The following is a 20,474-nucleotide window of genomic DNA, read 5'->3' as shown; positions in this document are numbered from 1 at the left end:
AACCTTCTATAAGGGAGGGGCAAATGTCGATGACGCTCACTACTAGGTATGATCGTGTACGATTAACGAGTTTACGGCTGGCTTGGGGGCTCTTGCTGACGAAATACCATGAGCCCGGGCAGCTTCAGCTGCACATGAATGAGCAAGGTAATCCGCCAGTGTGGAGCTGCAAGCGAACTGGCGAGGCTCCCGGCTCCGGCAAATGGACTAATTTGAATCTAGGCTGCTCTGTGGAGGAAACCATTGAAAGCTGGCTGCAGCGGCTTCAGACGGTGCTTGCCATTCCTTCAATGAACGAGGTTATCGGAGCTTCTCCTCAGCAATGTTCCTCGGAATGGCGGGATGAGCTTGAGCAAATCGTGTATGACGATGTTAGATGGAATGGGCATTTGCACAAAAATATTTCTATAGAACGCTTCAAATTCCATCTGGCCAGCTTGGAGGAGGCGCTGCTTCACAAGCGGAATCAGCTGCTTAGGGATGTGCCCATGCTGCTAGCCGATGAATATACTCAGCTCGTAAGGGACTTCAACCAGACAACACTTGCGTTTCCACGGGAGAAGACGATACACGGACTATTCTCGGAGCGCGCGGCGTCGCATTCGGGACGTATAGCGATCGTTTCGAACTCTGGCAATTTGTCCTACGGGGAGCTGGAGAGAGAATCCAGCAGACTGGCTGCCTCGCTGCGCAAGAGAGGGGTAGGCAAGGGACAAATGGTTGCCATTACGGCTGACCGCACGCCGGAAATGCTGATCGGTTTATTGGCGATTTTGAAAGCGGGCGCCGCATACATCCCCATCGATCACCGCTCCCCGGAGGCGCATAACCGTATCATTTTGGAGGACTGCGGAGCTCGAATCGCGATTTCCCGCACGCGGATGCCGGGACTTCAGACGCTTAATCCCTATGAGGCCTCGTCTTACTCGGAGCAGTCCGAGTTTGAGAAGAGCGCTCTCATGTCGAACGATTCAGAACTGCTGGCGTATGTCATCTATACATCGGGAACGACGGGAGCCCCTAAGGGAGTTATGATTCGGCATCGGAGCGTCATCAATTATGCAGCTTGGTTTAACGCTCAATACGGAACCGAGGAGCCGCTTCGTGTGCTTCTATCCGCCAATTTGACGTTTGACGCATCGGTAGAGTCGATCTTTTGCACCTTGCTGGGGGGTGGCAGCGTCGTCATGATTCAAACCGAGCTGTTGACGCATCAGCGTGCATTTCGTCAATTCATTGACAAGCATCAGGTACAGGTCATTCATCTCGTCCCTACGCTGCTGAATCGTCTGCTGTCAGAAGGAGAGCAGCTTGCTAGCGTGCAAATTGTGATTTCTGGAGGAGAAGCCCTTGAGCACGGGCTGAAGGAACGGCTTCTGCACAAGGGATATCGGGTTTTTAATCACTATGGTCCGACGGAGGCGACGGTTGTGTCCGTAACCGCCGAGCTGAAAGAAGGCTTGCCCGTAACGATTGGCAAACCGATTGGAAATTCAAGCCTTTACATCGTTAATTCACACATGCAGCCATGCCCGATTGGTGTGATTGGGGAAATCTGCATCGCCGGAGAAGGCTTGGCTATGGGGTATCTGCAACGCGAGGAGCTGTCGAAGCAAAGGTTTGTTCCAAACCCATTCGAACCAGGAGCTTTGCTATACCGCACTGGCGACTTTGGAAAATGGCTGCCGGAGGGGCTTGTCGAGTATGTGGGCAGAGTCGACGATCAATTGAAAATAAATGGCATACTTGTTCATCCTGAAACGATTCGTAAAGCGGTTGAGGCTCATCCAGCGATTCAAGCTGCCGTTGTCATTTTTTCACCGGACGCTGAAGGAGGTAAGCTGATTGTTTATTATCGCCTGGAGCAGACGGGTGCGATAACGGTCTCGGTATCGGTAACGGAACTGCGAAGTTTTTTGCTTCAGCTGCTGCCGCCCTCGATCATCCCTAAGCAGCTCGTGGAGATGCAGGAATTTCCGCTTAATTTAAATGGGAAGGTGGATAAAAAACGACTGCTTGCTGAGCAGGAGAGCGTATAAGCACAATAATGGGATGTGTCGAGAATTGAGCTAAGGGCTCTAATTGAGCTTTATCATGGTGTCTGGAAGCAAATCGCCCCCGCATCCCTTTTCGGAAGCGGGTAGGGCGGCATAGCTTCCCCAGGCAAACCCCGTCCTAACATTCGTCTACATTCTTGACTATTCGAATATATTCGTAGAGAGAACGCGGATGTAGATTGAAGGAGGAATTAGGCAAATGGAGGATTTTTCAACCGCTACCACTAGTCATAAAGACAGCACACTGAGCATTCAAAAGGTAGATGGCTTTATCGATTTTATCCGTGAAATAAATGAATTTCTTCAAAAAGAAGAAGATCTTTCTCCAGCTAATCGACGGGTGACGAATAGGATTGGACGCCTTTCACAGCAATTACGTGCCTACTACTCGCCTGAGGAAGTCAAGGCCGTTCTAAGCCATGAATATATGGTATTGAACCAGCGAATGCTGCAGGATAAGTTGTCACAAGCTGAATTTTTAGCAGAGCTGGCTGATTCTCAGCATATTGTTAGAGCGGAGGATTCCGCTTTGGATATCGTCACACGGTTGCCTTACTGGACGATATACATAGCCTTGGTTAGCGAGGAGCTGTCCACGCTTCGCCAGTTTATTCGACAAGACGATCAGATGGAAAATTCGCCGATTGTGTTTGTTGGCAGCGGGCCGATACCGCTAAGTCCAATTATTCTTCATTTATTTTCTAACGTGGAGGTCATCTGCCTTGATATCGACCCGGCGGCCTATGAGGCATCCTGCTCTGTCCTCGAAAAAATGGGATTAAGGACTAAAGTGAGTGTCATTATGAAAAACGGAGCGGAGTTCGATTACAGCCCGTACAACCGGATTTTTGTGGCTAGCCTCGTTCAAAATAAGCTGGCGGTGCTTGGACAAATAAGTCGTACATCCCAGAATCCTCTTGTAGCTGTTCGGACGGCTGAGGGCATGAGGCAAATCATGTATGAAGCGATTGATGAATCGCAGCTGAACATGCAGGGCTGGCGGGTTGCCGCGCGAACTTGGCCTGACGCTAATCTGGTCATCAACTCCACTTTGTTTTTGGAGCGTGTGGACAATTTTGCCGCAAAGGATTGATATCCTAGGTACGGAAGCCTCATTATGAGCTTTAAAAAGGGAAGCGGCAGCTTCAGTAAACAAGCTGATATGCGGGCAATAGCCTGAATTCAGCTTGTTTTTGTGAGGATTGCCGACGCTCTACAGGGTGGGCATTAAAATGAGAAAAGCATAGGTGGCGTCAACCTGCAAAAGCAGATTAATGCCGCCCATGCTTCTTATTCATCCGAGTATGCAATGTTAATCATATAACCGTTGGAGACTACTTCTCCATTATGCTGAATGCCGTTCAGTTCATAGGTGTATAGGGCTGTGATAATCCCGCTCAGAACAGGATTCATGACCAGAGGGCTTACCTGAACCTGATAGGAAATTTGGACAGTGCTTCCAGGCGATACATTACCTATAAAAAGGGAGCTAGAGGCATCCGGAGCTGCTGCGGGTACCCCATTTATGCGGATGGACCCGCGTACTAAAGAGGTTTGCGTAATCGTGAGGCGGCTCAGTGTAACATCAGCAGCCCAGTTCCCGTTATTGGTCAGCAGGCAAGTATAATCAACAACATCTTCTGGCTCTACGATGGGAGGGGTCGCGCTGACCCCAAGCTCAAACAGTGGATAGCAGACCTCCGTTGCAGCAGTGCCCGACACCGAAGGCTCTAGTCCTATAATGGTACCGTCGGCGTTTCTGTAAGTGCCTTCCGTGCTGGCTTCGTTGATTAAAAGCTGTCCCGGTGACACAATATTGCTGCCTGTAATCATCACCTCAAAGGTTACGAAAGACTGCTTTCTGGGTTCAATCATTCCTAGCGCGATTCCTGTAGTCAAAAATTCCCCGCTTTGCATAACGCCGTTTAAGGTGATGCTGTTGCGTACGAAGAGCGTGCCGCTAGGGATGGCTGATAGCAGAAGCACATCCGCGGCGACGTCCCCCATGTTGGCTATGCGTGCAGTGTAGCGAAGGATTTCCCCCGGACTGGCGCGATTTTTGTTTACCGTAAAGGAAATCATGATATCCGGCTTGCCGATACGAATAACTGGAAGGGAGACGGTGTTGGAAAAAACGTGCTCCTCAATCAGTCGTCCACTGTCCGTCTGGAACGTATAATCTGCCCGCACTTGGTTGCTGAGTTGTTTGCTGGCAATCTGCATGGCGGTTACAAGCTGAAAGGTCAATCGCACGGTCTGATGCAGGCCGAGCCTGCCAAGGTGCAGACCAGACACGGGATTGGCACCTGGAAGAGGGACGCCATCCCGGTGTACGCTGTTAGGGACAAATTCTGTTCCTTCTTGCAGCAAGTCATAGATGGTGATATCGGCGTCCCGGTTGCCCGAATTGGTAATGGATATAGCGAAAATGACCGGGAGGCCGGGAAATGCCTGAGATGATTCCGAGCTTTTGATCAGGGTGATAACAGGACCAACGATGGGTGTGTTCACCGTATTGGAATAGGTAACGAACTCATTTCCACCTGCGCTAAAGAGGATGCGGGATTGGTTCAGCAGGTTTTCTTTCTTGGCCGTGCCGGGCGTCATGATACAGTCACCTGAAAGGTAACGGTAGACGTGACACCTGCTGCTATTGAACCGACGGCTATGCCGACAGAAGGATTTGCCGCCGGCAACGATATGTTGTCCACGGTGACGCTGCCTGCAACAAAGGTACTGCCGACGGGAATCGGGTCAATAACGACGACATTGTTGACGGTAGAAATGCCGTTGTTCGTCACAAGAATGATATAAATGATGGTATCTCCAGAAACGGCATCAATGGCAGCCGTACTCTTAACCACACTGACATCTGGAGAGGAAACTGGAATGATCACCGTATTGGATGGAGCTGAGCCGGTACCGGTCCTTCCGTCGGGAAGCAAGAAGGAGAAGTTCGCTACGGCGGAGTTGACCAGTTGTTGCGGCGATGGCAGCGATCCAATAGTCACTTGCAGGGTTACCGTAACGGTAATCGTACCTCCTGGCGGAACGGTTCCGACCACGATGCCCTGATCAGGATCAACTCCGGGCTGGGGCGTCCCATTGATAATGACACTGTTGGGGACAAATTCGGCGCCTGCGGGCACCGGGTCTGTGAGTGTAACCGTTGCAGTCGTATTTCCCGTGTTGGTGATGTTCAAATAGTAGATAACGGTATCGCCTACCGTAGCGACAGTCACATTGGAACCTTTTAGAACGCCAATAATCGCCTGAGCTACAGGCAGTGTGACCATATTGGACAAGGATGTGCCTGAGAACGCACCGGAGGTGAAGCTGATGGTAGCCTGATTGCTGAAGGAGCCAGACGATGGCAAGGCTGTGACGGTGACACTGAATGTAACCACAACACTGCCGGCAGGAGCTATCGTTCCAAGCTGGATCCCGGATGCCGGATTGCTGCTAGGGCGAGGAACGCCGTCGACGCTAACACTGCCCGGTACAAAGGAGGTATTGGCAGGAATGGAGTCGACCAGAATGGCGTCCGTAACATTTTGAATCCCGGCGTTGGTTACCGTAATCGTAAAAGGTACAATGTCGCCAATTGTCGTGGCGGTAAAGGTTGTGCTTTTCACTGCAGTCACATTAGGTGAGGACACCATTGAGGTGACTGTGTTTGACAGGGCAGATCCTGAGAAGCTGCGACCATCTGGCAAGGTGTAGCTGAAAGCTGAAGTAGATTGGTTCACCAGCTGCTGGGTTGGTGGCAGTGAAGTGATTACAACCGAGAAAGTTAATGTTGCAGGGCTGCCAGGGTCAATCACGCCCAGCGGAATGCCGACAGAAGGGTCAGCGCCTGCCAAGCCAGAACCGTTGAGCAATACGCTATTCGGTACCAGAGTCGTTCCTGCCGGAATCGGGTCAGTCAGAATCGTTGTTGCGCCGATATTTCCAGAGTTCGTAATCGTGGACGTATACACGATGGTATCTCCAACCGTAGCGGTCGTGCTGCTGACGGTTTTGACTACGGACAAAGCAGGCTGAAACACAGGCGTGGCTACATTGTCTGAGAAGGCCGTAGCCGAGAGAGAGCCGGAAGTAAAGCTTACAAAAGACTGATTGTTGACGAAAGCTGGATTCGGTATCGAAACAACCGACACGCTGAAGGTGACCGGTACTGATGCTCCCGGGGCAATATCGCCAAGCGGTATGCCGGCAGCCGGAATTGCTGCAGGCTGCGTTACTCCGTTTACAGTCACACTTCCCGGAACCAAAGCCGTACCTACAGGAATCGGGTCGGTCAGCAGCGTATTGCTGATAGCTGCAATTCCGTTATTCGTCACATTGATGCTGTACGTAATCGTATCCCCAATTGTGGAAGCGGTAGTAGTCGTGGTTTTGACTATAGCAACGTTAGGAGCCGTTACGCTTACTAAAACCGTGTTGGAGGCTACCGATCCACTGAACGGACGCCCATCAGGAAGCGTAAAGCTGAAGCTGGCTGTGGCTTGATTTAGAAGCTGCTGCGGCGTTGGAAGGAAATCGATCAGGACAGAGAAAGTGACCTGAACGGTAGCTCCCGGTGCAACGACGCCGATAGGGATTCCCGTTATGGGCGAAGCGGCAGCTTGAGGCACGCCGCCCACGATAACGCTGTTCGAAATGAAGGAGACTCCCGTCGGAATGGTGTCAGTGACGGTTGCCGAAGCGCTATAGTTTCCGGAATTTGTAACGGCTATCGTGTAATTCAGCGTATCGCCTACTGTTGCCGCGACAACACCTGCCGATTTCACGGCTGTCAGAATGGGCTGGTTCACTGGTGTGACTGATACGTTGGAGAAGGTCGATCCCGAAAAGACGCCAGAAGTAAAGGTTGCAGACGATTGGTTGATGAGCGAGCCGGCTGGTGGGAGTGTTTCCACCAGGACGTTAAAGGTTATGGTAATCGTTGCTCCTGGCGCGATCGGCCCGAGCGGAATGCCTCCGGCTGGTGTGGCGGCAGGGCTGGGCACGCCGTTAATCGTAACCGACCCTGGAACAAAGGATGAGCCAGTGGGGGTAGGATCCGAAAATATGGTGTTGGTTACTGACGCAATGCCTGTATTGGTCACACTAACGGAATAGGGAACCGTGTCGCCGATTGTTGTATTGGTCGTCGTGGAGCTTTTGATAATCGAAATATTGGGGGCGGACACTGAAATAGTCAATGTATTGGACTGAGCGCTGCCTGTCAGTGTACGTCCATCCGGCGGTACAAAGGTGTAGGCAGCGGCAGCCTGATTCGCAAGCTGCTGGGGACTCGGCAGGGAAGTCACCAGCGTACTAAAGGTGACCAGAACGGTTGAGCCGGCAGCTACTGACCCTACTGGAATGCCTGTAGCGGGATCAGCTCCAGCGACAGGCAAGCCTCCAACCACCACGCTGTTTGGAATAAAGGTTGTACCGGTAGGCAGAATGTCGGTCAAGGTAACCTGAGCAGCCAGATTGCCTGTGTTGGAAACAGCAACGGAATATGTAACCGAGCCTCCAACAGAAGCGTTGGTCGTATCCGAAGTCTTTACCAGAGTGATGACGGGCTGCGTAACAGGCACATTTACATTGTTGGATTGGGACGTTGATGAGAAGGCGCCTGAGGTAAAGCTGACCGTGGATTGATTTGAAATTACGGATGGAGCTGGCATGTTGACCATCACCTCGAAGGTTACGGTAGCAGTAGCGCTAGGGGCTAATGTACCGATTGGAATGCCGATAGCCGGATTTGCAAGCGGTACGGATGCACCATTTACAAACACGCTCCCGGTAATAAAGCTGGTGCCCTGAGGCATCATGTCGCTTATGACCGCATTGTTGATTGGAGCTGCACCATTGTTTGCGACCAGAACGGTATAGGTCACCGTGTCGCCGCTGGCTACCGATGAGCTGCTGCTGCTTTTGAGCATGGAGACATTGGGTGTAGATACAGAGATTACAACCGTGTTGGATATGGAATTGTTCGCGAACATTCTGCCGTCAGGCAAGGTATAGGTGTACAATGCACCTGACTGATTGACAAGCTGTTGTGGATTCGGCAAGGAAACGACGACAACCGAGAAGCTGACGACATTAATTTCGCCTGCGGATACCGTGTCCAGAGCGATGCCTGTAAGCGGGTCTACCCCCGGATTTGGGAATCCGTTAATGACAACGCTATTGGGCACAAACACAGCCTCAGGAGGCAATATATCCTCTAATTGAACTTCAGCCGGATAATTGCCGGAATTGCTGACGGTTAATGTATACGTAAATGTGTCTCCTACCGTTAATGTACTGACGCTGCTGCTTTTCACCACGTTGATGATGGGTAAGTAAGCGGCCGTTGTGACCAGCGCTGAGGAGGAGGAACCGGTAAAACTCCCTGAAGTAAAGCTCACATTAGCCCGATTGCTGAGCAGCGCCGGAATCGTTGACGCAACGGCTGCCACACGAACGTTGAAGCTGATCGGCACGGTACTTCCTGCGTTAATGGCTCCAAGCAGAATGCCGCCGCTGGGGTCTGCATTAGGCAAGGGTGTGCCGTTCACGACGATACTGCCCGCTACAAAAACCGTTCCGGCTGGAAGGTTATCTGAAAATACAGCATTAGTTACCGCTTCTACACCGTTGTTCGTGACGGCTATCGTATACGTCAGAATATCGCCTATTGTGGCAATCGTGCTGCTAACCGCTTTGGTCACAGTCACACTAGGTGAGGTGGCGGGGATATCGACTACATTGGACGGAGCTGTAAAGCCTGTAAATGAGCGTCCGCTTGGCAATTGATACGAATACGTTGCTGTTGCCTGATTCACGAGCCGTGGCGGTGAGGGCAGCGTGCTCAGAAGGAATTGAAACGTAATAGGAACGGAGCTGCCGGGCGCAATCAAGCCGAGAGAAATACCCGCTAGCGGAGAAGCCCCCGGGACGGAAACAGTGTTAACCGTGACACTTCCAGGTACAAAGGAGGTGCCTGCCGGAAGCGTATCCGTTAAGGTCGCTTGTGCAGCCAAATTGCCGGTATTTGAGACAAAAATCGTATAAGTTAAAGTATCTCCAACGGTGGCAACATTCCGATTCACCGATTTCACTGTACGTATAATCGGCTGGTATACCGGAATGGTTACGGTATTGGACAGCGATACGCCGCTGAACGCTCCGGAGCTGTACGCTACTGAAGCTCTGTTGACAAATTGAGCCGGAGAAGGCAGTGATGAAGATGTTACTTGAAAGGTGACAGTTGCAGAGCTGCCCGCAGTCAGGGTGCTTATAGCAATGCCGCTTGCAGGATTGGCCGACGGCTGAGTCGTTCCATTCAGTGTCACGCTGCCGGCTACAAAAACAGAACCGCTCGGCATGGCATCCGTCAGCGTTACATTCGTGACGGGATCGGTGCCATTGTTGGCTATTACTGCGGTATAAGTATATGCTTCTCCAACAGAGGCGTCAGGTACGCTGGCGCTTTTGACGACTGTTACATTTGGCAGGGCAACAGGCAGCGTTACGGTATTCGACCTCGCTGAGCCTGACGATGTTCGGCCGTCGGGAACCGTGAACGTATATGTGGCCGCAGCCTGGTTCACCAGTTGGGGAGGAGAAGGCAGATTTTGAACCAATACCCGAAAGGTGACGGTGGCCGAGCCGCCTGCCGAAATGGAGCCAACCGAAACCCCGGCAGCGATATTAGCTCCCGGAATGGTTACGCCTCCAACGGTCACGCTGTTTGGCACAAACGAAGTGCCCGCAGGTATCGGGTCCGTTACCGTTGTTGTGCCAGCGATATTGCCTGAGTTGGTCACCACAATTGTGTAAATGACGGTGCTTCCCACAGTTGCATTAGCTGTGCTTGCCGTTTTGTTCATCGCTAGAATCGGCGAATAGACCGGAACGGTAACACCGTTGGATGGAATAACGGCAGGAGTGATTGGACCCCCTGCAATGCTTTGGAAGTTGAAGGAAGCATTGGCAGTATTGACGAGCAGCTGCGTGCCGGGCATGGACGTTACCCGCGTGCTGTAGGCAACCGCAATGGAGGCGCCCGGCGCCAGTGTGCCTACCGGTACGCCGGCCGTAATATCGTTGGTCGGCCTTGCAGCACCGGCAACGGTGACGCTGCCCGCAACGAAGGTTAATCCGGCCGGAAGGTTGTCTGTCACAATCATATCGGTGGCATTGGCTGTTCCGGTATTGGTAACGGTAACGGTATAACGGATCGTATCGCCGGTCAAGGAGCCGGATACATTAGCCGATTTGGTTACACTGACTCTCGGTGCATTAATATCGATTTGCAGAGCGTTGGCGTTCAGGACATAGGCATCACCCGAGGTCGTTAATTGAAGTACAGCCGAGGTCTGATTATTGACCAATCTGGCCGATACATCCACGCTTGTAATGTCCCAGCCCTGTCTTCCCCCCACAATATTGCTGCCAGGCGCACCGTTGGTCTGGTTGCGGCTTCCGAAGGTGCCCGTTGTATCCAACGCGCCGGCATTGTTATTGATCTGGGAGGCAAAAAAGTTGTTGGCGAAATTGTTCGTACCCGACAAAGCAACCAAGGTTGCGGTTGTAGGGCCGAACAGCGCCTGATCACCGTTTCGGTTGGCATCTCCCTCTTGAGCGCTGAATAAGGCTCTGCCTCCAAGAGCCCCAGATACAGGCGTAGAGAATCCAGTAAGTGTGGTATTAACAGCTGATGAGGTGCTTTGAACGAGAATGGCCCCGGCCCGCAGAGACATATTGCGAAAGGGAAGGGTGGCATTTTGATAAATGACGCCGAGCGTCCAGCCAGCATTGTTGGCAGTCGGATCACTGCTGATCGTCAGGGTGCCTACAACCCGTCCTGTTGTATAGGTTCCTGCACCGCCCTGCTGAACCAGGGTAGTCACATTTGCCGTTCTCACGTAGCCAAGCGCCCCTCCGCCTAGGTCAAAGGTGTTGCTGGTAGCCGTGTCAGGTAATACATCGGAGGTCCCCGAAGGGGTTGCGAAGGACACCGAATTATTAATCGCTGCTGTCAGATTGGTAGTGCCGTTGACATAAGTGCCGCCCCAGATAAGCTCTGCATAAAGCACGGAGCTGCCAGCGGGAAGATTCAGGACGGCTGATGAGCTGTTGAGCAGGTAATTATCCGTGGTGCCAAAAGGATAGGTGCCATATCGCAGGGCGGTATTAGTTGTAACGAATGCGCCGATGCTGTCGGCAGTTCCAGGAATACCGGACACCTCTGAACGACTGAGGCCCAGCGTATTTCCCGTAAAGGTAATGGCGCCAGTTGCATTCACAGTTGCCCGCACGATAAGTGGAATGTTGATTCACCTCCATTTGGAAGACAACTCCATAAAAGTTTCTATCAACTCATGAGTATGAGCCTAGACTCTTGAATTTGTCTGTCCACATTCGGGCAAGGCAAATAAATTATCGAGAATATCGGAAATATCGGGACCGTCTCTTTAGCCTGCTTGAGATTCGCAGCTTTTTTTTATGGCGGTGTTTACGCAGCAAGGAACGTTTGGGAGGGATGGGCGGAACGATTTCGGTTTTTTCTGAAGAGAGAGGCTCTGTGTTTTCCACCGAATCCGGAGCATTTCCGATTTTGCGCAGTGCTTGTACGCATAAGGGCTCCATTTGGGATTGCCGTGACATTTGGTCAAGCTCGGATGCTGAAATGCTCTCTTTTACGACGACGAAATGATACATGATTTCATCCACGACATTGGCTTGAAGCTGTTGAAGTTCTTCCAGTTCTTCCGATTCATACATAGGCGAGCGAAAAGTCTCGTTGTAAAAGTACTCCATCCGCAGCAAGCGGAAATCGAAGGGAAGCTCCTCCGAGTCGTTATAATGTGTAATTGCCGGAGATTTAGGCCCGTGTGGCGGCTGATAAAAATGCTTCGTGAAATAACGCGGGGTATGCTCGTCGAAGCGATGTCGAAGCAGAGGGTTGCTCACGTTTCTAAAGCTGTGGGCATAAGGAGCCAGTATGCATACGACGGATTTATGAATAGAAATGCGATAGATTTCCGACAAAACCGCAAATAAATCCTGGACATAAGGTAGACTGCGGCAGGCCATAACCCATTCTACCGAATGATCGGGCAGAGGAATGCCGTTGTTTACATCGTATACCATATCCACGCCATCCAGCGGACGGCGGTCAATTCCGTAAAAATCAGGGTGCTTGCTAGTGCCGCAGCCCAAGTCCAATTTCATCTATGATTCCTCCTAGGTACGAGTGTATGCAACGGTTCCCATCCTACAAGGTATCCCCGGGGTGGGCAAGATGTGACTGAAAGGCTAGCATAAGTCTGCTTTGCAAAAATAATGCCGAAGAATGCTCCTGTGTGGCAGGAAATTCTTCGGCATTTACTATTTATAGACCCTCATGAGCAATATGTTCACGATCCATATTTTACAAGATAGTAACTCTCGCGTGGATTACTGATTTTGAAAAGGAGGACTTTGAACATTATCGTTAGGTTGCGAATGCAGATCCGCAGGTTCGTTCCAAGATTGGTAAATGCGCCGCACCTCGCGGAAGGCTTGTTTGGGCTTGCGATATTCGTTCAGTAAGCCTTTATTGTTAAAGCTGCGCGCCCGATCTCGAAAATGCTTGCCGTCGCTCTTCAGATCGCCCCGAATATCGGCGAATTGCCAAATATAGGTGCCGCCGATTTTAGGGTCGCTACGGAATATTGCTAGCGCTTCGGATACGATTTGCGCCTGATAGTCCTCGCTGAACAATCTTGGCTCCCAGCCGACGTCTCCGAAGATGCCCGCTCCTCCGAACTCGGTCATGAGCACTGGACGGTCACCCGCACCAAGCGCTTCCGCCCGCTCGTGGAACCTCTGAAGCATTTGCCGAAAGCCGCTTATATCGCCTTCGTACCAGCCATAATATTTGTTAATGCCAATTACATCAAAAAGCGGAAGCAGAATATCCTCCAGCGGGTGCATGGTAGCATAAGTAACAAGTCTGGACGTATCCATTTGCTTCACTAAGGAAACAAGCCGCTTGGTCATCTCATAGGCATCCTGTGTACGGGAGTCGATTTCATTATGAACCGACCAGAATACGACTGATGGATGATGGTAGTGCAGGCTAATCATCTCTGAAATCATAGTGAGCGCACGATCCTGGAACAAGGGCTCGCAGACCGTTTCATTTGGCAGAAAGGCTCCCCACATCGGGATTTCACTCCAGAAAAGGATGCCATGCTCGTCCAGCAGGTCAAGCCAATAAGGGCTTTGGGGGTAATGGGAGCCACGAACCGTATTGCAGCCAAGCTCACGGATGATATCGAGATCCTTTTGCATCAGCTTTGGCGGAAAAGCAAAGCCCCACTCCGGGTGCTCCTCATGGCGGTTCACGCCCTTCAAGTAGACCATAGATCCATTAATGAGAATCCGGTGGTCCTTCGTTTCGATTCGGCGGAAGCCGATTCGGTCGATTTTGTCGTCAAAATCGGTCCGAGCTTCTATTTTATACAATTCCGGCTTGCCAACATTCCACAAACGAACGTCGCTCCAATGCAGCTTCACGCTGCAGTCTACAGACCTGCCAGCCTCGATCTGTACTTGCTCGGAGTGAAATTCGCAACCACCCTCAGAAAGCTTCAATGCCGTAGTGACAGCTTGCTGTGAGAGGGAGCTAAGCCGTACCTGAATGTGGATGTCCGCATCTGCTCCTTCCAGCAGGTAATCGATTTTGAGCTGCTCAATATACAGATCAGGCAACTGCTGCAGCTCAACGGAACGGATGATGCCGCCATAGTGGAACCAGTCAACGTGCTCCGTCGGAATCGTAAGGCGATCCAGCGTGCTGTCTGTTCGTACAACAAGCTCATGCTCTCCCGCATTTAGTGAAGGAATGACAAAATCAAAAGGAGTGTAGCCGCCGTAGTGATAACCGAGATGACGTCCGTCCAAATAAACATCGCAATGCCCTAATACGGCATGAAAAATCAATCTGCTATGCTGCGTATTCTCAAGCTGAATTTTTTTTCTATACCAGCTAGCGCCCTCGTATTGGAACAAAGACAGCTCATTATTCCAGCAGGATGGGACGTATAGCGATTTTGAATCATGTGGAAATCGCTCAAACCATTTTTCCTGTAGTCCTTCATTCCTTGGATCTGTAACAAAGTCCCATGGCCCGTCCAATAATTCCGTGTTGCGTATATGATGCTCGCGAAAAGTCCTTAACAACTGTATTCCTCCTTTAGCGCTCCTAAAGTATTAGTCAGCTTGGCTATCGTTTGATAATATGGATAATAGCATGCAGCGTTTTAATTCGGAATGGAATAAACCTGCAAACGTATGTAAAAATCGCTCCTCCTTAAAGAGGGTATGAGAGGGGATACAGATATGGAGCCAATGACCTATCATACAAATAACCTAGTGCTGCATATTCATTTCGTCCTTGATAAAATAACGTATCCAGGCTGGGAGGATGTTCGCAATCTTGTGAATGTGCACAGCTTGTACTGGATTCATGCGGGAGAGGGGACCTTTCTAACCAACACGGAGCATAAGGTGCAGGCGGGGATGCTTGCTTATTTAAAGCCCGGTCTTGAGATGTCCATGCGTTCGGAGCCGCATGCTCCGCTCCGCATGACGATGGTTCTCTTCGATTGCGCGGAGCTCATCTATGATGTGATGTGGAGGGAGGTTAAACCAATAAACAAGCTTACGCTCCCCTTTTTAAGTCAATATCAGCAAAAGCAAGCGGAGGAGCTAGGTTTGTTGTTTCGTGAAACAAATGAGGAATGGGTCGCAGGAATTGCCGCTGGCGCCAGCATTGCCCAATCTAAATTGCAGGTTTTGCTGCATAGACTTCATCGGATTGAGCAGCCGGACTGGAATTTAGCTGAATCGGGGGCCTTCGCTGCTTTTGAACAAATTAAAAAGCATGTGGAGGGCAGCTATAGGGAAAATTTGCGAATTGAGCAGCTGGCTAAGGAATACAGCATTTCCGCTTCATACCTGCGAAAGCTTTTTCTCAAGTATACGGGCATGGGACCGAAAGAATATTTGAACCACCTGCGCAACCAGCAGGCGTGCGGTTATTTGCGATTTACAGATTTTTCGATTAAAGAGGTCGGCAGGCTTTGCGGCTATTTCGAGGAGTTTCACTTCAGCAAAATGTTTAAGCTGCTAAACGGCGTCTCTCCCAGTGCCTACCGAGCTATGCAAAGGAAGGGAGAGCAGCCTTTGGAACAGAAAGATTAACGGATTAACGTTTGTAATCGTATTGCTCTGACGAATGTAACGTGTTAATATGTTAACGATAACACATGTGAATCTGGAGACTAAAGATGAATATAAGGATGTCGGATGTGGCTAAGGCAGCGGGCGTTTCGCTTGCGACCGTGGGCAGAGTGTTGCATAACAACGGTTATGTGTCTGAGGATAAGCGCCGGGAAATCGAGCGGATTATTAAAGAGATGGGTTATATTCCGAATCGCATTGCTCAAGGCTTGAAAAGCAGTCGCAGCAACATTATTGGACATTTGACGCTGTTTAACACTAATATGCAGTTTAAGGAAATCAGCTCCGCAGTTAACGCAGCAGCGGCAAGCAGCGGTTATCATGTGCTTACGCTGACGAGCCATATAGGCCTCGGCGAGGAAGAGCAGCAAATTAACGACCTGATTGGTCATCGGGTGGATGGGGTCATTTTAACCTCCTATCATTCTATTTCGAAAGACCTAATCGGCCGTTTACTTGAGAATCACATTCCTGTTGTGATGATCGAGCGTACCTTTGACATGCCGATGGTAGACCGAATTGTCGTTAATGATCGTGCAAGTTCATTAGGCGCCGTTCAGCATATGCTGCAAAAAGGGCATCGGCGAATTGGCTTTATCGGCTCCAAGCTGACGCATCAGGTGGAAGAGGATCGTTATGCGGGTTATTTGGATGCGCTAAGCGAGGCGAGAATCACTCCTCATGAGGAGTGGGTGCAGGTGATGTCCGAATATTCGATAGAGGCAGGCCGAATGGCAATCGACCAGCTGTTAAGGGCTGGGCAGCCGCCTACAGCCATTTTTATGACCTCTGATATTTACGCCTGCGGCGTTTTGCAGGTGTTGTATGAACGCGGTCTTCGCGTACCTGATGATCTGTCGCTGGTCGGATACGACAATACGCTGTCGGCTTTGCTGTCACCGCCGATTACATCCGTTGGCCTGCCATTTAAGGAAATTGGCGATCACGCTTTGCAGCTGCTGTTGCAGCGAATGAATGACCAAGCGGCCATCTCCAGCACAATCGGGATAGACCCGTTTCTGATGGATCGCCATACGGTACGAGAATGGACGGGCGATTAAGGAAAGGCAGCCTGACAAGGGCACGTCGCCGTGCCCACTGCCTTTCCTTTACCCTAGTTTTATAACCAATGTGTTAACGTTAACCTATCATTGTAAGCGATGTGTTAACGTTAACACATTGTACGAACACTACCTAGTGCCTTGTTTTTTCATCGTTATTCATCTTCATGATCTTAAAACCAATCGAAGGAGCGGAAAAAAAATGACTCTATCGTCACCTGTCATTACCCAGATCTGCCTTGTTGTACATGATGCGGAGCAGGCCAGCGCCAATTGGTCTAAGGTGCTCGGCGTGCAGCAGGCGCCTGTAGAGATATTCCCGACGGAAGGCCTGCTTCACTATACGTATGAGAAAGCTGCTGAATACAGCGGCTGCAGGGTCGCCAAATATGAGCTGGGGCATTTCATACTAGAGCTCATGCAGCCGGCGGAAACGCCGAGTCCGTGGAGAACCTTTTTGGACGATCATGGACAAGGCGTATTCCATTTCTGCCTATTCGTAGATGACCGGAAGGCGATGTATGACACGCTGGAGGGCTTAGGAGCAAAGCAGCCATATCATGTTGGCTATTTCGGCCAAGGCTCTTACAGCTATGTGAATACGAAAGCGCAGCTTGGTTTAGAGCTCAGCATTAACAACCTCGCTGACACGAGCAAGCTAATGGAGCTTCTTGTTCAAGGGCTCGCAAAGCCTTTAGACGAAGTGAAATAAGCTGATTAATCGCATTAGATTAGGAAAGCACAAGCCATTTTAAACTTCAGAGGGGGATTGGAAAATGGATATTCATACGCTTAGAGCGTTAATGAAGGAACGGGATAGCTACAGTATATTGGAAACGCTCGATATCGTTACGGGAGAACGGACGGTTTTACGAGAATTTGACTTCGTCATCGAAGCTCCCAATTGGACGCAGGACGGAAGATTTCTAGTTTATAACGGCAACGGCTGCATGTATACCTACGAATGGGATACCCAAACGGTCAAGCAAATTGAAACTGGCTTTGCAATCGATTGCAACAATGATCATGTGCTTTCTCCCGACGGCACAAGGCTTGCGGTCAGCCATTTTACGGCAGGAGATGCAAGCTCCCGAATTTATGTGCTGCCACTCGAAGGAGGGACGCCGGAGCTGGTAACGCCGAATGCTCCAAGCTATTTGCACGGTTGGTCACCAGATGGCACGACGCTTGCTTATTGTGCGGAGAGGAATGGTCAATACGATATTTATACGATTGCTGTGAGCGGCGGCGAGGAAACGCAGTTGACCGATATTCCAGGAAGCTTGGATGATGGGCCTGAGTTTTCCCCATGTGGTCAATGGATTTGGTTTAATTCGACGCGAAGCGGCCTGATGCAAATTTGGCGCATGGACGCTAACGGAGAAAATCAGCAGCAAATGACTTTTGACGAAGCCAACAGCTGGTTTCCTCATGTGTCTCCCGATGGCAAATGGGTGTCATATGTGACCTATCGCAAGGAAGATGTTGCTCCTGGCGAGCACCCGCCGAACAAGCAAGTGGAGCTTCGCCTAATGCCTGCCGAGGGCGGAGCGCCGCGGACGATTGCCCAGCTCTTCGGCGGTCAAGGCACAATCAATGTCAATTCATGGGCGCCGGACAGCCGCAGGCTTGCCTTTGTTTCATATCGCTTGAAAGCCTAATGTCCGAATACCGGATTAGGGATTGACGATTCTCGCGAGTGGCGTGAGCTGTACCATAATATTTAGGAGGGGTTGGGTAACATGACAGCATTAAAACCTGTAAAAGTAGCTACTATTGGATGTGGAGCAATTAGCGACGCCTATCTAAGCACGATGATTAACCAATTTAGTATATTGGAGGTTGTTGGCTGCTACGACCGCAATCTAGACAAGACCGAGCGCACCGCTGAAAAATACAACATTCAAGCGCTCTCCATGGAACAAATTATTTCAGATGATTCCATTGAGCTCGTCGTTAATTTGACGGCTTCGACCGCACATTATAGTGTCGTCAAGCAGCTGCTGGAAGCTGGCAAGCATGTTTATACCGAAAAGGTGCTGGCGCTGGAGCTGGAGGAAGCGGCCGAGCTCGTGCGAATCGCGGATGAAAAAAATCTGTACCTGGGCGTCGCCCCGGATACATTCCTCGGAGCCAGCATTCAGACCGCCAGATATGTGGTCGAAAGCGGGATGATCGGAACGATAACATCCGCTCACTGCGCCTTGAGCAGGGATGTTTCCCTCTTCGCGGAGCTGTCCCCGAATGCGATTAAGCCAGGCGCAGGTATTGGTTTTGACGTGGGCATTTATTATATTACAGCTTTGCTTAGCATTTTGGGACCTGTTTCAGAGGTTTCTGGAACTACGAAGACGCTGAACAAGGAACGGCAGCATTATTATATGGAAAAGCTCGGTGAGTCTTACGAAATTCAGTGTGAAAATCTGATGGCTGGCACGCTGCAATTTGAGAGCGGGGCGGTCGGCAGCCTGCTGTTTGACTCCAATTCGATACTGATTGTCCCAGAGAAGCCTACGCTTGTGCTGTACGGCACGGATGGCATTATGTATATGTCAGATCCTAACCTTTTTGGAGGGGAAGTTAAGGTTGTATTAAAGGGGAATACGGAGCCGATGGTGATGCAGCAATCCCATAGCTTCACGGGGGAGAGCAGAGGACTTGGCGTCGCGGAGATGGCATGGTCCATGCGCAAGGGCAGAGCAAACCGTGCCAGCAAGGAGCTGGGCTATCATGCACTGGAGATTTTACACGGCATCGTAAAAAGCGGCGAGACGAAGCAGCACATCGCTCTGCAATCGACCTTTACGAATACGCCGGCTTTGCCGAGAGGTTATGTGACTAATTCTTATTTTAAATTTCAGGAAGAGTCGGGACTTGCTTATTAAAGCAGCCGGGCAGCAGGAAATAATAAAAGATTATAATGGAAAAGGGGCGCTCTTTGTTGAGTGCCTCTATTTATATGTGGAAAGGAGATGTAGACTGAAAAAATAAAGTTATAGACTAACGATGCGTCATTAAGCTAACGGGCAGTATAGTTTAATCATTTTCGCGATTAACTTCAATTAATGGGTTCATAAATATATCCGTATCTCGGCACAAATTTGAAGGAGGAACAAATAAGCCGTATAAGCCTTATGGCTTCTTCTTTTTAAATAACTTGTTGGGTCAAATGAAGTAAACGATACATTTTTATTGTAAAACGATAAATGAAGTGATAAAATAAAAAAGAGGTGAAATAAATGAACAAAGAGACGCTCTTTTTAAAAGTTGTTTTGGTTGTTATGGCGATTCCTGCATTAGTGATGTGTTTTTATGGACTCCCAGCGATGGCGTATAGTATGATGCCGGATTTCCCGGATATTAAAGTTTATCTTTCCGCGTTGGCTGCGTATGTGGCGTCTATTGCGTATTTATTTACGCTACTTCAGGCATTTAAGCTTCTCAGGTACATTGATACAAATACCGCTTTTTCGCAAACCTCTGTTTTAGCGCTTAAGAAAATAAAGCAAGCGGCGGTTGTCGTATCACTCATGTTTGCATGTAATCTCCCGCTTTTCTACTTTGTAGCTGACGGCGCAGATGCACCAGGCGTCATGGTCATCGGGCTAATTATAACCTGTGCGCCAATCGTAATCGCAGTATTTGCCGCAGTTCTTGAGAAGCTGCTCAAAAACGCGATCGAGCTCAAAGAAGAACAGGAGTTGACCGTATGATAGTGGTTAACATTGACGTCATGCTTGCAAAGCGGAAAATGAGCGTTACTGAGCTATCGGAGAAAGTCGGCATTACAATGGCGAACCTGTCGATACTTAAAAACGGAAAAGCAAAAGCCATTCGAATCTCAACACTCGAAGCGATCTGCAAAGCACTCGATTGCCAGCCTGGAGATATTCTCGAGTATCGGCAGGATTGAATGAAACAAAAAAATCGCCGTACGTCGCAGATGTAAGTAATGATGAAGAGTTCGAGAGCTATATCAATCCTAACGACTACATAGCCTTCGCCTTTGAGGCTACCGGCAATATGACACTATACCATAAGAATAACTCATCAATAATAATGCTTGCTCATGAGCATT

The 20,474-nt window shown here is 50.0% G+C and carries 13 protein-coding genes; 9 read left to right on the top strand and 4 right to left on the bottom strand.

Features of this window, described 5'->3' with window-relative positions; all coding sequences use genetic code 11:
- Window positions 1-23: 23 nt before the first annotated feature.
- Together AC50YG_RS26340 and AC50YG_RS26335 are read left to right on the top strand one after the other, a co-directional pair.
- Window positions 24-2,039 carry a non-ribosomal peptide synthetase gene (locus AC50YG_RS26340; RefSeq protein WP_494831200.1) on the top strand — a complete coding sequence of 672 codons (2,016 nt, stop codon included), beginning with the start codon at window positions 24-26 and terminating at the stop codon, window positions 2,037-2,039.
- 217 nt (window positions 2,040-2,256) lie between these two features.
- On the top strand, window positions 2,257-3,150 hold the full coding sequence (locus tag AC50YG_RS26335; RefSeq protein WP_494831198.1) for a nicotianamine synthase family protein: 894 nt from the start codon (window positions 2,257-2,259) through the stop codon (window positions 3,148-3,150).
- Between the two features lie 197 nt (window positions 3,151-3,347).
- On the opposite strand, the gene AC50YG_RS26330 is transcribed toward AC50YG_RS26335, so the two are convergent.
- The 4 genes from AC50YG_RS26330 to AC50YG_RS26315 form a co-directional block, all read right to left on the bottom strand.
- Window positions 3,348-4,664, bottom strand: a complete 1,317-nt coding sequence (locus AC50YG_RS26330) for a COG1361 family protein (protein WP_494831196.1) — start codon at window positions 4,662-4,664, stop codon at window positions 3,348-3,350.
- Window positions 4,661-11,350 (bottom strand): DUF7507 domain-containing protein, encoded by a 6,690-nt coding sequence (locus AC50YG_RS26325; protein WP_494831194.1) that lies wholly within the window; start codon window positions 11,348-11,350, stop codon window positions 4,661-4,663. The genes AC50YG_RS26330 and AC50YG_RS26325 overlap by 4 nt, the downstream gene beginning before the upstream one ends.
- Before the next feature lie 133 nt (window positions 11,351-11,483).
- Window positions 11,484-12,278: a class I SAM-dependent methyltransferase gene (locus AC50YG_RS26320; protein ID WP_494831192.1), complete on the bottom strand. Its 795-nt coding sequence runs from the start codon at window positions 12,276-12,278 to the stop codon at window positions 11,484-11,486.
- Window positions 12,279-12,503: 225 nt separating this feature from the next.
- Complete coding sequence (locus tag AC50YG_RS26315; RefSeq protein WP_494831189.1) at window positions 12,504-14,273, bottom strand: glycoside hydrolase family 2 protein; 1,770 nt, start codon at window positions 14,271-14,273, stop codon at window positions 12,504-12,506.
- Window positions 14,274-14,432: 159 nt separating this feature from the next.
- Between AC50YG_RS26315 and AC50YG_RS26310 the strand changes: the two genes are divergently transcribed.
- The 7 genes from AC50YG_RS26310 to AC50YG_RS26280 all read left to right on the top strand — a co-directional run bounded on the left by AC50YG_RS26310 (window position 14,433) and on the right by AC50YG_RS26280 (window position 20,309).
- Entirely contained in the window at window positions 14,433-15,296 is an 864-nt protein-coding gene (locus AC50YG_RS26310) for a helix-turn-helix transcriptional regulator (protein ID WP_494831183.1), read from the top strand.
- An 86-nt stretch (window positions 15,297-15,382) separates the two neighbouring features.
- Window positions 15,383-16,396 carry a LacI family DNA-binding transcriptional regulator gene (locus AC50YG_RS26305; RefSeq protein WP_494831181.1) on the top strand — a complete coding sequence of 338 codons (1,014 nt, stop codon included), beginning with the start codon at window positions 15,383-15,385 and terminating at the stop codon, window positions 16,394-16,396.
- A gap of 202 nt (window positions 16,397-16,598) precedes the next feature.
- Window positions 16,599-17,108: a VOC family protein gene (locus AC50YG_RS26300; protein ID WP_494831179.1), complete on the top strand. Its 510-nt coding sequence runs from the start codon at window positions 16,599-16,601 to the stop codon at window positions 17,106-17,108.
- Between the two features lie 64 nt (window positions 17,109-17,172).
- Window positions 17,173-18,057 carry a TolB family protein gene (locus tag AC50YG_RS26295; protein WP_494831177.1) on the top strand — a complete coding sequence of 295 codons (885 nt, stop codon included), beginning with the start codon at window positions 17,173-17,175 and terminating at the stop codon, window positions 18,055-18,057.
- 81 nt (window positions 18,058-18,138) lie between these two features.
- Window positions 18,139-19,281, top strand: a complete 1,143-nt coding sequence (locus AC50YG_RS26290; protein WP_494831175.1) for a Gfo/Idh/MocA family protein — start codon at window positions 18,139-18,141, stop codon at window positions 19,279-19,281.
- Window positions 19,282-19,635: 354 nt separating this feature from the next.
- Complete coding sequence (locus tag AC50YG_RS26285; protein ID WP_494831173.1) at window positions 19,636-20,109, top strand: DUF2975 domain-containing protein; 474 nt, start codon at window positions 19,636-19,638, stop codon at window positions 20,107-20,109.
- Entirely contained in the window at window positions 20,106-20,309 is a 204-nt protein-coding gene (locus AC50YG_RS26280) for a helix-turn-helix domain-containing protein (RefSeq protein WP_113035934.1), read from the top strand. Before AC50YG_RS26285 ends, AC50YG_RS26280 begins: the two co-directional genes overlap by 4 nt.
- Window positions 20,310-20,474 lie beyond the last annotated feature (165 nt).

The sequence above is a fragment of the Paenibacillus sp. J31R34 genome, assembly GCF_059383715.1.
The sequence above is the reverse complement of the archived record's forward strand: the minus strand, read 5'-3'. Positions and strand labels throughout refer to the sequence as shown.